Source organism: Deltaproteobacteria bacterium (assembly GCA_029860075.1).
In the GTDB taxonomy this organism is placed as follows: Bacteria; Desulfobacterota; JADFVX01; order JADFVX01; family JADFVX01; genus JAOUBX01.
Window position 1 is genome coordinate 60,612 of record JAOUBX010000002.1, and the last position, 16,723, is coordinate 77,334.

Below are 16,723 nucleotides of genomic sequence, written 5' to 3' on the forward strand. Positions count from 1 at the left end.
GTGGAAGAAAGGTGAAAAACAGTAAAAAAGCCTTTCCCCATAAACGCAAGCCCTGCCCGCCCCGCATATTCAACTCTTCTGCCCTTCCAGAACGGCTTCTACAACACTGTGCGGTGAGACGAGGTGCTTTTTGAACTTCAGTTCGCCCACATCGGCGCCCAGGGCAAGAGCCACCAGTTGAGAAAGGTTAAATACGGGCAGCCCGGTCTTCCTTTTATAAAGTTTCTCCGCTTCACCCTGATAAACATCGAGCGAGATATCACAGAGAGGACAGGGAGTAACCATGCAATCAGCGCCTTTATCTTTGGCTTCCTGAAGCCTCTTTCCACCTGCCTTGAGTGAGGCCCTTTCGTTGACAAGAAGGGTATGAAAACCGCAGCAGCGCGTTTTCCCCCTGTATTCAACAGTATGGCCGCCAAGGGCATTGATAACAAGGTCGAGAGACCGGGGGTTCCTGGGATCTTCAAAACCGAGAATTTCTCCGGGCCTTAAGGTATGACAGCCGTAAAAAGCGGCAATATTAAGCATATTGAGGGGTCTTTTAACATGATTTCTCAATTTCTGGGGACCATAGTCTTTTGCCAGCACCCAGAGAAGATGCGTCATCTCCACACCTCCCTTGTATTCCATGCCGACCTCTCTCAATACCTTATTGGTCCGCTCAAGAAGTTCGGCGTCAGACTTGAGGTCATAATTGATTTTGGCCATGGTCTGAAGGCATGTGCTGCATATGGTAAGGATATTGAGGCCCATCTCTTCGGCAATGGCAAAGATCCTTGCATTGATAACGTAACTAAGCTCCCTGTTGGCCTCATCAAGGCATCCGGCCCCACAGCATGTGGCATTATTCATAGGGACAAGTTCAATGCCCAGCATCTGCGCCACCATCCTCGTCGTGTGGTCTGCTTCCTTCGTTATCGCTTCTGCGGCACAACCGGGGTAGTAGGCATATTTCATTTTTCTACTTCCATGATCTCATAAATTTTTTCCACATCCTCTATGCCCTCGATATCCCTGAGAATAGGAAAAGGAACCTTTCCCTTCATCTGCATCCTGAGCGCCATCGGTATCATGCCGAAAGATCTGAGCACACCTACCGTTTTGAGAGGCATCGTCGTTTCATTAAGTTTGCCATGGCTTTTAATATCGGACTGAAAGGCCATAATATGCCGCACCCCTTTATTGTCGGTAATGCCGGCCTTAACGGCCTCTTCCCTGATCTTTACAATCTGGTCGAGAGGGCGCACCTCTTTGGGGCACCGGTCGATGCAGAGATTGCACCGCGTACAATCCCATACGTTGCAATCTTCACTCAAAATTTCGAGCCGTTCCTGCTTCATTGAATCTCTTACGTCGGCGACAAAGCGCCAGCCCTTGGCAAGGGCGGCGGGGCCCATGAAATTATCGTCCGTCTCCCTGATGGTACAGTCACCAAAACAGGAACCGCACATAATGCAGTTTGCCGACTCATGAATTGCTTTCGCTTCTTCGCTGGTGACGACATTCTCCCTGTCACCTTCGGCCTCCTTCGGTTCGAGCCAGGGCATGGTTTTCTCAATTTCATGCCAGAAGGGATGAAAGTTTACGATAAGGTCTTTAATAACAGGCATATTGCCCAGCGGTTCAATGTGGATATCCTTTTCACCCCAGTCAATAGCGTCAAGGCGTGTATTGCAGGCAAGAACAGCCACACCGTTAACGGTAAGGGCACAGGAGCCGCAGATGGAACTCCTGCATGACTTCCTGAAGGTTAGGGTACCATCCTGATCTTCCTTTATTTTAATAAGGGCCTCCAGGATGGTTGCATTTTTTTCGATATCCAGGACAAAACCCTGAATATAATCATCATCCATCGTCTCCGGATCAAATCTCTTGATAAATATCTTCCGTCTCATGACCTTACCTCAATATTTTCTTTCCATGGGCTCATATTTGGTAAAAGACACATCACTATAGGACAGCTTTATGCTTTCACCGTCCATCGCTGCCACCGTATGTTTCATCCACTTTTTATCATCCCTCGCCGGGTAGTCCGTACGCCAGTGAGCGCCGCGGCTCTCTTCCCTGGCAAGGGCGCCTTCGATAATGACGGAAGATAATTCAAGAAGATTGCCCACCTCAACCGCTTCGAGAAGGTCCGTATTAAAAATTTTTCCAAAATCCTGGACGTAAATATTTTCGTATCGCCCCTTGAGCCCGGCAATCTTCTCCCTGCCCTGCTCCAGCTTTTCAAGGTTCCTGTAAACTCCGGCATGACTGTTCATGAGCAGTTGAAGTTCTCTCTTTATCTTTGAATAGGATTCCCCTTCCATGCGGTTAAAAATGCGGCCTATATGAAAGGCAATTTCAGGAAGCGCCCCCTGAGGCCAATCCTCAAGTTCGGTCTCTTTTACAAATTGGGCGGCAGCGCCGCCAACGCGTCTGCCGAAAACGACGGCCTCCAGGAGAGAATTGCCGCCCAGCCGGTTTGCCCCGTGAACACTAACGCAGGCGCACTCTCCGGCGGCAAAGAGCCCTTTAATATTGGTCCGGCCATGAATATCCGTCCTGATGCCACCCATGGAGTAATGGGCGCCCGGCCTGATGGGAATCGGTTCGTCAATGGGGTCGACGCCTTCAAAGTTGATGCTCAGGTTTCTTATCTGGGGAAGCCTTTCAAGGATCTTGTCGCGGCCCAGATGCCTGATGTCGAGATGAACGCAGCCATCGGTTCCCCGTCCCTCCTCGATCTCCGTCTGTTCCGCCCTGGACACGACGTCGCGGCTGGCCAGTTCCATTGCACCGGGTGCATACTTTTCCATAAAGCGCTGTCCGGCGGCATTTAAAAGATGCCCCCCTTCTCCACGGGCCGCTTCGGAAATAAGGATGCCCGTACTTTTCAGGGTCGTGGGATGAAACTGGACAAACTCCATGTCCATAAGTTGAGCACCGGCTCTGAAAGCCAGGGCCATGCCATCTCCCGTATTGGCATGGGCATTGGTTGAGTTAAAAAAGACCCGGCCATAGCCTCCTGTGGCAAAAATAACGGCTTTGGCCCTTATCCTGTGAAGCTTGCCGCTCATAATATTAATAGCGATAACACCTCTTGCAATGCCCTCTTCAACGACCAGCCTGACCACATGCCACTCTTCATAAACCATGACTCCCCGCTTCATGAGTTGCTCGAAAAGGGCATGGAGGATGGCGTGGCCCGTCCTGTCGGCAGCATAGCATGCCCTTGGATGGGCCGCCCCGCCGAAAGGCCTCTGGGCAATACGGCCATTTTCATCTCTCGAAAAGTTTGCCCCCATCCGCTCAAGCTCGTAAATATCACGGGGCGCTTCTTTACAGAGAATTTCGATGGCCTCCTGGTCACCCAGATAATCACTCCCTTTTACCGTATCGAAAGTATGGCTCTCAGCCGAGTCGGAAGCGGCATTGCCCAGAGATGCATTGATCCCGCCCTGGGCCGCCCCCGAGTGGCTTCTCACGGGGTGGACCTTACTTATAATGGCCACATTGAGCTTATTCTCCTTCGTCGCCTCAATGGCCGCCCTCATGCCGGCAAGGCCTGCCCCGACAATGATCAGGTCATGAATTACCATGAAATACCTCGTTATAATTTTCTTAAGTTTATCAACAGCCCCGTACAAGTCAAGGAATATCTGTTAAAATTAATTAGGTTGTATTTTATGATGTATCATGTAAAATTATCTTGATTATTTCCGCAGACCCAATTCCCCTGCAAGGCGGATTCAGGTTATAATTATCTTATGGCAAAAATCCTTATAATAGAAGACAACAACAAGCTTGCCCTTTTTATTCAGCAGTTCCTGACAAAAAAAGGCCATCAATCGGCTATCGCCCTCGATGGCGTCAAGGGCCTTAAATCATTTGCCACGGAAATATTTGATCTGCTGCTGGTAGACATTAAGCTCCCCCATATGGACGGAGAGGCCCTGACGGCAAAGGTAAGAGCCAGCGAAAAGGGTAAAGACATCCCCATCATCATGATGAGCGGCTTTGTCAAGATGCCGGCGGAAATTGAAAGGCTCAAAAAAACACTCCATGTAAGTGACTTTTTAAACAAGCCTTTCTCATTTGACAAGCTCCGTTCATCCATTGACGAAGCCCTCGGAAAAAATACGGCAACCGGAGCAGAGGAGTCAAAAGAGGAAAGCCCCTCCGACCAGACCTTAAAAGGTAAACTTGAAGAACAGCCCTTTGAAAACCTCCTTTCTCATATTTTCAGAAAAAAACTGACAGGCACGCTCCTTGTAGGCAAAAACAAGAAAAAAAAGCGCTTCTACATCCTCCGGGGCATTCCCGCAGAAGTGAACGTGCTGGCCCGTGAAGATAATTTCGGCAACTACCTGCTCAAAAAAGGCCTCATCTCCATGGTTGAACTAAGGGCATATGAAGACCTCTCCAAAAACCCGGCCCATGATCCGAGAGAGATATTTATCAATATGGGCTGCCTCTCTCCTGAAGCCTTTGCAAAAGAAAACAGGGATTATCTTATTGAAAATATTGCCGGCTGTTTTTCCTGGGAGTCGGGCCTTTTTGCCTTCGAGGCTAAACCCGCCTTTATCCCCCGGGTTTATTCTTTCTCTGCCGACCTGCCTTTTATCTTTTTCAAAGCTTTCAAGGGAAGCTTAAGCCCCGCCAAAACGGAAGCCTTTCTCGGCAGGAAAGGAAAATTCTATATTCGTAAAGGAGAAGACTTTTTCAACTATCAGAACCATCTTTCCACGTCGACAACGGTAGGGACCATATTCGACCTGCTCGACGGGACAAAAACGGCTTCAGACATTATTAATTCGACAGACCTCGATGACAAGACCGTTCTTGCCACCTTAATGACCCTCGACCTTTTGAGAATCGTCTCTTATTCCCCCATGCCGGAGAAAGTGGACCTTTCGCCTCCTTTCCCCATACGTGAAAAAGAGGAAGTAACAAGGGCTGAAGAAGAGATGGAAGAGATCTCCCTTACGGAAGAGTTCGAAGATCTCGGTGAAGAGCTTAGCCTCCTTTCCGACGAACTGGAGGGGCTCGAATCGATACAGCAGCCTGAAGAAGCAGCGCCTGCCGGGGCCGGGGCAAGCGACCTGGAAGCGGAGCTTACCGCCACCTGGGAAAGAATCAAGGATAAAAACTACTATGAAATTTTTGGACTTACAACACAGACTTATTCTTTCAACAGTCTCAAAAAAGCCTATTTCGACCTGACAGGGAAATTCAGTCCCGACAAGTTCTTTGCCAGTTCCGGTGAGATTATGACTCTCGATCAGGAATTGCTTTCAAAGGTTGCCGAGGCCTACGAAACACTCTCTAACGTAGTATCGAAGGAAAATTATGATGAATACCTCGACTCCCAGGATGCCGTATCCATGGGTGCAGGAGGCGAGGACGACAAAATGAAGATCCAGGTTCAGTTCCAGTCTGGAAAGATATTCCTCGAAGAAGGCCAGTACGACAGCGCTGAAAAAGCCTTTACAAATCTCGTCAGCATGGCCCCCGACAAGCCCGAATACCTCGCATTCCTGGCCCTGTCCATTTATAATAATCCCTCAAAACGGGGAAGCAAAGCCACTATTAACAAGGCCAAGGAACTTATTAACAAATCCCTTCAACTGGGCAAGATTTCCATTGCCTATGCGCTAAAGGGAGCTATCCTGCTCGACGAAGGCAATCTCACGCTCGCCGAGGCTGAGTTCAACAAGGCCCTGAAAATCAATCCCAGCAATAAGACGGCCCTTAAGAAAATAGAAGAAATTAAAGAAAGGCGGGAACAGGAGAAGGGGGGGCTCTTCAAGCGAATGTTCAAATAATTTTTCTCTATTTAACCGCGCGAGATCGATGACCGGGCTTTTCCTGAGCTTTTCCATTACTCGACTGTTTCAGTTCTACACGGAAGGTACTCCCCTTTCCAGGTACGCTCTGCACCCCGATGGAACCCTCCATAAGTTCAACTAGATGTTTCGATATGGCAAGTCCAATGCCTGCGCCCCGCAAGGCGGGATCCTCCCGCTTCAAACTGGCAAAGGGAATAAAGATACGCAGCCGGTCTTCTTCTGAAATACCTTTTCCCGAATCAGAGATACTGATCCTCACCCGTTTTTTGTCTATCTTCTCACAGCTGATTGTCACCGTTCCCGATTCGACATTGTATTTAACGGCATTTGACAAAATGTTCAAAAGGACCTCTTTAAGGCGGGTTTTGTCTCCCCATACCACCGCTTTATTGCATACGGTCAGATTGCAACTGAGATGAATATTTCGCTCTTGTGCCAGAGGACTTATGAGGTTCACACAGGCTTCCATAATGGGACATATAGGGATGGCCTCCATATTCACCGATACTTCTCCTGACTCTACCCTCGATATATCGAGCACATCGTTTACCAGGTCCGTAAGGTGCCAGCCCGCAGAAACGATCTCGTCCACACAGAGTTTGTGTCTATCAGCCATCATCTCCCGATCTGTCTGCATCACCTGGCCAAAGCCGAGAATCGAGTTCAAAGGGGTACGCAACTCATGGCTCATCCGCGAAAGAAAGTCAGTCTTGGCCCGGCTCGTAGCCTCGGCATTTTCCTTCGCCTTTTTCAGCTCAACTTCAACTTGTTTGCGTTCGGAGATATCCTGTGAAAATACGGCAATAGCAGAGACAGTCCCATTTTTAACGGGCACCAGGTTGGTATAAAAATCTCTATTCTCTCTACTGTCCTCAAGGGCAATGCTCTTACGGGCTCTAATGACATCAGACATTAGTTTTCGCCTTGACGCCACCAGTTCCGGCGGCATAAAAGAAAAGATATTCTTCCCGACAAGATAGTCTCTTGTTTTTCCCAGCCTTGCTGCGCCCGTTGTATTAATGGCCAGAATATTTCCTTCCAGATCCATGAGGATTAAAGATTCAAGGGTTGCGTTCAACAGGGCATTCGCCCTTTCCTCGGCCTCCTGCAATTTCTTTTCCGCCCTCTTGCGCTCGGTAATATCACGGCCTATTGAAATGATTTGTTTAGGCCGGCCCTCTTCATCTCTAATAATAGAAGCATTGTATTCTGTGGGAATACGCTTTCCATCTTTCGTGATAAGAGACATCTCTGCCTTGCCTTTACCTTCTTTCATGATCCTTTCAGTAGCCTCGCTTGCTCTTTCCAGGTCTTGGGCATCATACCATTCATGGGGTGCTTTCATAGCGGCAATTTCTTCATCGGAATAACCGCTCGAATCCCGAAAAGCACTGTTCCATCGCAAGGCCTTGCCGCTTGAAACATCAAAAACAAAAAATGTATCCATTTGGGCGTTAATTGCTCTGTCTGTAAAGTCCTTCTCCGACTTCAATTGCTCTTCAATACGCTTTCGTCCTGTAATATCGGGAAATGCAGCAAAACCGGCAATGAGTTCACCCTTGTCATTGTAAATAGGCGCCGCATTGACAATCTCCCACTTTTCACTTCCGTCTCTCCTTACGACACGCAGTTCCAGACCACGGGTAAACTTGCCCTTTAGTGCCAGGGCCAGCGGCAGTTCCTCTTTGGGAATAAGATTCCCCTCAGTGTCATAATCTTTCCAGGGCTGATTCATCTCGAAAAGTTTGATGCCCTGTTTGATGCCGGGCTCATCGGCAAAATGGAGGTGCTCTGCACAGGCCGGGTTGTAGGTCAACTCACCGGTCGCTTTTGCAATGGCCATGGGTATGGGTGACTGGTCGATAACGGCCTGAAACAGTGCGTTTGACTCGGCAAGCGCCTTCTTCGCCTCCATAAGCTCAATCAAATATCGCTTCAGTCTGACAGAGGCAAAAGCAATTCCAATAAGCCCCAAAAACCAGATCAAACCGTGTGACAGCGACTGCCCGGCAATGGCCCTTCTCTCATAAGCAAGCATATCCGAAAGAGGTATCGATACGCTTACCCCGCCACGAATATCTCCCACTTTGTAACCCTGGTAGTCATGACATTTCAGGCAATCTTCTTTAACAACCATGGGCTGCATCAATCTTATATATGGCTCACCTTTTATAGCACTGAATTGAAGCACCTCTTTTTCTCCCCTTTCAAATGCCTCCAGGGCTTTCCTCTCCCATTCATCGGGAACATTAGCGGGATTATGCAGCTTAAGGCTCGTAATATGCCCGCTAATACCATACTCTTTCTTAAAAAATTCATTCATCTGCCGCACCATGTAGGCGGGATTCATAAGGGTAAGCTGCTTGCCTGAAGGCGTCCTGATGTCTCGCTCGGGAATATGCTTCAGGTAGGGGTTGGGCGGCGTCTTTTCATCAACAGCGACATAGGCACCTCCATGAGAAGCGCTCCAATACCTGAATGCCTGGTCCTTATTGAAGTTGGCCCTTGCCTCCTTGATTGCCAGTCTCCTCGTATTCTCACGTATATGATCAATGTCCCAGACCAGAAAGGCAAGGAAAAGAACTGTCCAGCCAATGACGATAAACCATGTATACTTCTTTACCTGATTTTCAGGCGCATCTGCATTAAGAGATTTACCTCGATCTATTTTCTCTTTATCTTTATTGTCACTCATTGCGCAAATACCTGATTTGATTTAAAGCTATTATTTTTCACCAGATAGGGGACTCCCGGGCAGACTCACATAAAATATGCTTCCCCCCTCAGGATTATCCTCAACCCATATGCTGCCATGGTGCAGTTCCACAATTCTTTTTGCAATAGCAAGACCAAGGCCCGTACCTTTAATAGCCGTTTTGCCTACCCTCTGAAATCGCTCGAATACTTTCTCCTTCTCCTCGTCAGGAATTCCCTCGCCATAGTTTTTAACGGAAACAAGCCGCTTTCCCTTTTCATAGCCCAGGCTGATTTCGATAGCGCTCTTTTCACTGCCGTATTTAATTGCATTGGATATGAGGTTTAAGAAAACCTCTCTTATCATTTTATTTGCCTCTAAAAGATATTCTTTTCCAGGCTCGAAGCGGACCTCCATTGCCTTTTCTTTCAGATCAAAGTCAAAGTTTTGGATAATCCCCCACAAAAGACCGCTTAATTCAATCATCCCCCGGTCCAGCTCCTCCAAATGCTGCAGCCTGGAATAGGCAGAGGCATTTCCAATCAGTTCTATGATCTTTTGCGACTCACCTCTTACCAATTCCATGATCTCTTTATTTTGTTCATCACTTTCTTTTTCATATAAAAACTCGGAAGCATTCCTTATGGCATTAGCCGGATTCATGAGGTCATGACTCATAATATCGGAAAAGAGGTCTTTGATACGATTTGACTCTTCCAGGTCTGAAGCGTATCTTTTTAATTCATATTCATTCCTTTTGCGGTTGGTAATATCGCGAATGGCAGCGACAAAGACTTTCTCTTCCCTTTTACTTTCCCCCGTCTCTTCAATCCTCAGTTCAAGGGGGAAGACAGTTCCGTCCTTCCTTAACCCTTCAAGCTCGATGCGGCGTCCCAGCACCTTGGCGGCACCGCTCTCCATGTAACGCTTCATCCCCTCAGTGTGATCTTTACGATACTTTTCCGGCATGAGCATTTCCACGTTCTTTTCAATAAGTTCTTCCTCCAGGTAGCCGAAGGTGCGGCAAAGATCTTCGTTGACAATAATGATACGGGAAGCAGCCGTTGCGACAATAATGCCCTCCCCTGCGGCAAGAAAAATGGAGTGAAGCTTCTCTTCGGCCTTTCTGCGCTCTGCAACCTCCCTGGAGAGGTTGTCAATAGAGGTAGTCCTTTCCCGTAAATTGTGAGTCATGTCATTAAAGGAACGGGCAAGGCTTCCCAACTCATCATGGGAACTGACATCCATTTCCACATCAAAGTTCCCCGCCCCTACCCGCCTTGCCATCTCCGCCATGCGCATGACGGGCAGCGCCAATCGCCTCCCTATAAATATGGAGAAGAACCCCATCACGAGAATGAATATAAGCCCTGTAATAATGTCCCGGCGCATCTCTTCCCTGAGAGCAAAAAGCGCCTCATTCATCTCCTGTGACAGGAGAACGTACCACAACTCACCCCTGTTTCCCATAATATGGTCAATAGATTCATATTTACCGCCGAAACCGTATTCAGCCAATCCTGAGGTAATAGAGATGGGAGAATAAGCCACAACCAGAGGGGCTTCTCTGCCTCCATTTATAATGGAACCGGTGCCTCTCTTTTTCATCCTGTCCAGAAGATAAGAGGGCGCCCTGGTACTTAGAGGGGCTTTCCCCTTTTCAAGGACGATGAGTCCCCCTGATCTTGCAATTTTCAGGCTCCCACTCTTACGGCGCTTAAATTTTTCAACCGTCTCCTGTAAAATGTCTTCCATATTGACGTTGCATTTCAGGATCCCTATGATTTCGCCTTTTTTCATGACAGGCACAACGACGCCAAGCACATACCCTTCAACGCTGGTGTCAAAGCTGCGGTCATCAAAAAAAACCCGCCCCTTTCCTTCATTAAAGGCGGCCTTCCACCAGTATTTGTGTGCATGGGCCAGCGTTGTCAGCTTTCCTGTTGTTGCAACGATAGTCCCGTAACGGTTAGTCAGAAAAATCTCACCATACTCTCCGGGATTCCTCGCCATAGTTTCCTTTAAAAAAGCAGCCACCGGCCCCGTCATATAAGACTGGATGAAGGGATGAGCATGGTCTGCCGTTTTCATCCACCTTTCGTTGAGCGCCTTTATCTCCCTTTCCCTTTCATCGGGCCTCATGGCTGCAAAGGCTGAATTACCGAGGTTTAGCGCCTCCTCAATGGCAGGGACACTGGAAAGTGCCTCCACCACCTTTGCCTTGTTTATAAGATCAACATGGACATGGTCCGCCCGTTCTCCTGCCTGACTGCTGAGCTCAGCCCTCAGGCGGTTCATATAGTCCAAGCGTTTATAGCGATAAGAGAGCGATGAAATACCGACAATAAAAAGGGTACCGAATCCGAATACCATCAACGCTATTTTATACTGCAGCTTCATAGATCCTGTTAATTACCTCATATTAGAGGGCCCCTATACTTACGCCTTTTGTACCTTGGGCAGGCTCACATAAAAAATACTCCCGCTCCCGGGGTTATCTTCAACCCATATTTCCCCCTCATGCAGTTCAACAATACGCTTGGCAATGGCAAGGCCAAGTCCTGAGCCTTTGATTCCCTTCATTCCAATGCGCTCAAAGCGTTCAAAAATTCGCACCTTATTTTTATCTGCTATACCGCTGCCATAATCCTTGACAGATACAACCTGCCCCTTCTCTCTCTCTTCAATATGGACTTCTATTCTGCCACCCTTTAGGCTATATTTTACAGCATTGGAAAGAAGGTTCATAAATACGTCTTTTATCATGGCATTGACACAGGCCGGATGGGGCCCTGCAACAGGGTAGTGGAGTGTCAAAGATTTTTCCTTAAGCTCGTATTCAAATTTCTCAATTACCTCACTCAAAATTTCACCTATATCTATTACCCGGCATTCAATTTTCTCTATCATTTCGAGTTTGGAAAATGTGGATGCATTCCCTATCATTTCTATGACGTCAGATGATGAATCCCTGATTAATTCCATAATCTCTCTCTTCCTGCCTGCCTCTTCACTTGCAAGCAACATTTCCACCGAGTTTTTTATAATGCCCACGGGGTTTAATACATCATGACTCATAATATCGGTAAAAAGATCTTTCATCCGGTTTGACTCTTCCAGCATGGTGGCATATTTACTGAGCGCTTCCCGGGCTTTTTTCTGTTCCGTAATGTCTTCCTTGACAGCCACGAAATGGGTTATCACACCTTCCGCGTCTTTAACAGGTGAGATAGAGGCCGATTCCCAATAAATGTCTCCATTCTTCTTCTTGTTGCAAAACTCCCCATGCCACTCACTACCTGAGGTAATGGCGCTCCACAGCTTTCGATATTCCTCAGGTGGGGTCTTGCCCGATTTTAATATGCGGGGATTTTTACCGATAGCTTCTTCAAAGGTATAACCCGTTATCTCTGTAAATTTGGGATTGACGTACTCTATCTTTCCATTTGTATTCGTCACCACAACCGTGGCCGGGCTATGTTCGACGGCACGGGACAAGTTGCGAATCCGGGCTTCGGCTTCCTTGCGGCGTTCACCACTCCTGAAAGCGTCTATTATGTTTGCGCTTGTGACGAGAACAGGACCCAGATATTTTACAAGCGCATCATCATAGCCGCCCGGCCTGTTTGCAATACCCACCATGCCTACCAGCCTGTCTCCGCTTTTTAAGGGAAGCCCTAAAAATTTATCCAGTGGCGGATGGCCGTTGGGAAGACCGCAGCGCCGCCGGTCATTAGCAGGGTCATTGGAAATAACCGGTTCAGCCGTCGTTATAACGGCGCCGAAAAGCGATTTCAGATTATAAAACTCCATACCGCTTGATTTGAATTTTTCATAAAGTTCCCTCGTCTCTTCATTCCAGGAAATATTGGTGATTGCATGGGTTTTAAGGTAGGGACCGCCTTCTTTATCGTTAAAAACCTCACCGATAAAACCGTATTCACTTGCCGTTAGCAAAAGAATATCCTCTAAAAGTTTTTCAAACAAAATATGAGGGTGCGTGTTAGAGATAAACCGTGACTGGGCAATACTTATGCAGTCGAGGAGCTTGTTGCTTTGAGACAGTTTTTCCTCAGCTTTTTTACGTTCCGTTATATCCTGAATGGTCCCTGAGATGATGAGAGGCCTGCCCTTGTCATCGACATCTACCGTTGCCTGTTCGTGGACAATTACCCGCTCCCTGGAATCATGCAATAAAATCCTGTGATCGATGTTAAAGAGACTTTTTTGCCGGAGCGCATTAAAGAATGATTGTTTAACAAACTTTCTGTCGGCAGGATGCACTGTTTTAAGAAAGTTTTTAAGGTTTGCATCAAACTTGCCCGGCACCTGCCCGAGAATACGATAGACCTCATCGGACCAGTACATCCTCTTTTCGGCAAGATTCCACTCCCAGTTGCCGAGATGGGCAATCCTCTGGGCGCTGGAAAGGCGTGTCTCACTTTTCCTTAGCGCCTCTTCAGATTCCCTGTGGCGCATATTTGCTCTTGCAATAAACCAGGCGCCGATAGCTGCAAGAATTAGCAAAATAATATATAAGGTCAGCAGTTGTCGAAACAATTCCTTCGATATCCTGTACAAGAGGGGCGGCGGCACGCGGGACACGATTTTCCAGTAGTAATCTTTAATACCCAATTCAGCAGCGCTGGGAGCAAAAGGCTCAACGGCCCCCGTACTCGACTTTTGGCCTTCCAGAAGCGGATAAATCGTTTCAAAGGTAAAAAGACCGTTGCTATTGCTAAACTGGCCTTTCTCCATTCGTAAAATCTGCTGCCATGCCCCGGGAAAGGCATTATTGATTTTTTTATCTTTTCTTTCTTTAAGCATGAAGCCCCACTCCTCTTCGGCAGAAGTACCGATGAGCCAATAGCCGTCAGAATTAAGGAGCATGGCATTACCAAAGGCTGTGGTAGCTCCGGCCTTCAGGTTATTGATGAGAACGGAACCGAGGTAGTTGAGTATAATAATGCCTCTTTTATTCCCATAGCTGTCAAAAACAGGCGTTCCAAAGCGAATCACGGGCTTAAAAGGAAGCTCTATTTCTCCTTTTTCTATATTAAGATCCAGGGGTGAGACAAAAACTTCGCCTTTTTTCAGGTTTAAAGTATCTATAAAATAATATCGCTTCCCTTTGGATTGAAGTTCCATTTCAGGCACGATTGACGGTTTCCCGGCATTATAATTGACGCGAACGATCTCCATTCCCTTCTCATCAATAAAACGGATCTGGTCATAGAAACCTTTTCTTAAGGACAGAGTTAGGAAATCACCGGCTAAATCTTCAGGTGAGTATTTCTCCCTTGAATCAAGAAGTTCATGAAACTCATGCTGTTCTGAAAGAAAGATGAGATCAGACACGACATGATCGAGATCGGAAACAATCGATTTTACCTGGAGTTTAATATGATTTTTTTCAGTGGTTTCAACCAAAACACGCTCAGAAACGGTCTCGGCAAAATATATCAAACCAAGGATAATACCCACGAGTATTGAGACGGGAAGCCAGATCAGAAGAAATGTCTTTTTCATACCCCTCTCTCCGGGAATAAGGGTTTACAATTGATAATGGAGGAACTGGCAATTACTAATTTTGTTTACATTTTATCATACTTAAGATCGGGAGGAGTCATCTTGAAGGGTTTTCAATTCTACCCAGAAGGTACTCCCCTTTCCCAAAGTACTGGTAACACCCATTGAACCACCCATCAATTCTACAAGGTGGTTTGCAATGGAAACCCCGATCCCCGCACCCTGTATGGCAGGATCAACCCCCTTAAGCTGTGCAAAGGGAGTGAAAACCAATCTTTGATTCTCTTCAGACAGCCCTATACCGGTATCACTGAATGATATTCGCAAACAGCCATTGTCTCTTTTCTCACAGAAAACGGAGATGCTGCCCGACGCCCTATTATATTTGACGGCATTGGATAAGAGGTTTAAGAATATCTCTTTTAACCTTACCTGATCGGCATAGAGTATTTCATTAAAGCAGGCTGAAATTTCGAAAGAAAGGTTGACTCCTTTCTCATGGACAAGAGGACCGATAAGGGCGATGCATTCCTCCAGGGTGGGGCAAATATTGACAGGCCGTGCATAGATGGTCAGTTGACCCGACTCTACCTTAGAAATATCGAGCACATCATTGACGAGATCTGTAAGGTGCCAGCCGGCATATATTATTTCATCGACACAGGATTCATGCCTTTCTTCCAGGCCTTCTTTTTCTCCCTGCATCACCTGGGCAAAACCGAGAATGGAATTTAAGGGCGTTCTCAGTTCATGGCTCATGCGTGAAAGGAAGTCCGATTTGGCTTTACTGGCCGCCTCTGCCTCCTCTTTCGCCTTCTGGAGACTTATTTCAGTTTCTTTCAGTTCCGTTATATCCTGTACCGTCCCCAGAGAACGAAGCCCCTTACCTTCCTTGTCATATTCCGTCTTGCACTGCTCACGGACATATTTGACGGTTCCATCTTTCAGCAGGATACGGTGAATGATATCGTAGTCACTTTTATTTTCGAGAGAAGCCCTGTACTCCTTGTCTACCCTCTCCCTGTCCTCAGGATAAATAAAATCGAGAAATTCATCATAAGTTAAAGCACCGGCCTCTTTCTCTATCCCGAAAATTCTGAAAACTTCATCAGACCAGATCAAGTCATTATTAAGCAGGTTTAATACCCAATGGCCTATGTGTGCAATATGCTGGGCTTCTCGCAGCTTTTTTTCACTTTCTTTCAGCGTATCTTCCGCTTCTTTCCGTTCCAGTTCTCCCGACGCCCTTGCGGCAACAACATGCAAGAGTGTTTCAGCACTCTTTATATTATGCAGAGGTCTGCCATCCATGACGGCAACGTGGCCTATGGACTGCCCCTTTGTTCCCCATAAAGGAACACCAACATAACTTTCAATACCCATAGTCACGAGCATTTCATCTTCGGGAAAGAGTTCCTGAATATTTTCAGGATAAATGCAGGTCTTTCTCCCTACAACTTCTTTACAGGGCGTTCCTTCAAGAGCATATTCGAAATTTTCAACAATTTCACCCCTGGCAAAGAGCGCCACCGTAGCAGCATGCTCATCATCGATGAGCCTTGCAATAAAAGCGTAATCAACACCAAGTGCATGAGCCAGGTATCTGGAAAGGGCTTCAAAGAAATTCTCGCCATTTGTTCTCCATCCCCGCTGGGCAACAAAGGAGAGGGCGTTTTCCGTCTTTTTCCTGTTAGTAATATCATGGGCTATCCCTTCAACGGCAATAACTGCTCCACCCTCATCAAAGATGGGAACTTCTGCAACTTCCAGCACATGGACCGTTCCATTTTTATGATAAATCTCCAGTTCGTAGGGAGGCTGCTGCTCGCCCTTTATGCACAGTTCCGTATAACGTTTCGCATCATCGTTAATAGGATTGTCCGTATAGTACTCCGTATAATGAGTGAAAAACTCTTCCTGCGAATAACCGAGAACAGTCTTAACGGAAGGGCTCAAATAGGTAAAAATGCCTTCCACGTTATGGGAATAAAAGAAATACTCTTCTCTTAAATTTTCAACGAGGCGCCTGAATTTTTCTTCACTCTTTTTAAGGGCCACTTCCGTTATTTTCATATCTTCCATCATACTGAGCAGCGCCCGTCTCGACCTGTCCGATTCATGCAAAAGTTTTTCATTCTCTTTGGAAGTCTTTTGCATTTTTTCAAGGGCACTTTCTCTTTCCAGGCTTTTTTCAAGATCAGCCTGGTACTTAAGATCCGCCTCGATAACGTCTCTAAACTCTTCCAGCAGTTTTTTATAGAGGTCGCTATACTCATTACGCTTATTATCGAGGACACAGATAGTACCGAACATGCTGCCATCAGGATAGTGAAGGGGGAAACCGAGATATGAGATCATACCAACTTTGATATCGGGATTGAACTTCCAGGTTTCATCATGAAGCGCATCGGGAACAAGGAGCGCTTTATTTTCATTCATGACGCTTTCACAATAAAGTCCCCTATCAAGTGGGGCAACTTCACCTTTTTTGTATGGATTACCCTCTGAACGGCTCGTGAAATAAACCATGACGTTATTTTCATCACATTTCATAATAAGTGCAGCAGGTACATTAAATAGCTCTGCAAGCAGATCTACAATCTTCTGCCATTGACTTCCAAAGCTCTCAGGAACAAAAGTGCTATTCATACCCTTCACTCCATTA

General features: G+C 46.8%; 8 protein-coding genes. 1 reads left to right on the forward strand and 7 read right to left on the reverse strand.

Translation table 11 applies throughout. The annotated features are described in order from the left end of the window. Positions 1-69 precede the first annotated feature (69 nt). Genes OEV42_00945 through OEV42_00955 form a run of 3 tightly spaced genes read right to left on the reverse strand, consistent with a single transcriptional unit; the run spans position 70 to position 3,584 of the window. Positions 70-957, reverse strand: a complete 888-nt coding sequence (locus tag OEV42_00945; GenBank protein ID MDH3972818.1) for a CoB--CoM heterodisulfide reductase iron-sulfur subunit B family protein — start codon at positions 955-957, stop codon at positions 70-72. Further along, on the reverse strand, positions 954-1,895 hold the full coding sequence (gene sdhB, locus OEV42_00950; protein MDH3972819.1) for a succinate dehydrogenase iron-sulfur subunit: 942 nt from the start codon (positions 1,893-1,895) through the stop codon (positions 954-956). Before sdhB ends, OEV42_00945 begins: the two co-directional genes overlap by 4 nt. Positions 1,896-1,904: 9 nt before the next feature. Then, a complete protein-coding gene (locus OEV42_00955; GenBank protein MDH3972820.1) occupies positions 1,905-3,584 on the reverse strand; it encodes an FAD-dependent oxidoreductase in 1,680 nt (559 codons plus the stop codon). A 168-nt stretch (positions 3,585-3,752) separates the two neighbouring features. Between OEV42_00955 and OEV42_00960 the strand changes: the two genes are divergently transcribed. Continuing rightward, positions 3,753-5,810: a response regulator gene (locus OEV42_00960; GenBank protein MDH3972821.1), complete on the forward strand. Its 2,058-nt coding sequence runs from the start codon at positions 3,753-3,755 to the stop codon at positions 5,808-5,810. Positions 5,811-5,817: 7 nt separating this feature from the next. Here the strand turns inward: OEV42_00960 and OEV42_00965 are convergent, their stop codons facing one another. The 4 genes from OEV42_00965 to OEV42_00980 all read right to left on the reverse strand — a co-directional run bounded on the left by OEV42_00965 (position 5,818) and on the right by OEV42_00980 (position 16,707). Then, positions 5,818-8,529, reverse strand: coding sequence for a PAS domain S-box protein (locus OEV42_00965; protein ID MDH3972822.1), 2,712 nt, complete (start codon positions 8,527-8,529; stop codon positions 5,818-5,820). A gap of 30 nt (positions 8,530-8,559) precedes the next feature. Next, positions 8,560-10,929: an ATP-binding protein gene (locus OEV42_00970; GenBank protein MDH3972823.1), complete on the reverse strand. Its 2,370-nt coding sequence runs from the start codon at positions 10,927-10,929 to the stop codon at positions 8,560-8,562. A gap of 39 nt (positions 10,930-10,968) precedes the next feature. Next, on the reverse strand, positions 10,969-14,058 hold the full coding sequence (locus OEV42_00975) for a PAS domain S-box protein (protein MDH3972824.1): 3,090 nt from the start codon (positions 14,056-14,058) through the stop codon (positions 10,969-10,971). Between the two features lie 81 nt (positions 14,059-14,139). Next, positions 14,140-16,707 carry a PAS domain S-box protein gene (locus OEV42_00980; protein MDH3972825.1) on the reverse strand — a complete coding sequence of 856 codons (2,568 nt, stop codon included), beginning with the start codon at positions 16,705-16,707 and terminating at the stop codon, positions 14,140-14,142. Positions 16,708-16,723: the final 16 nt, after the last annotated feature.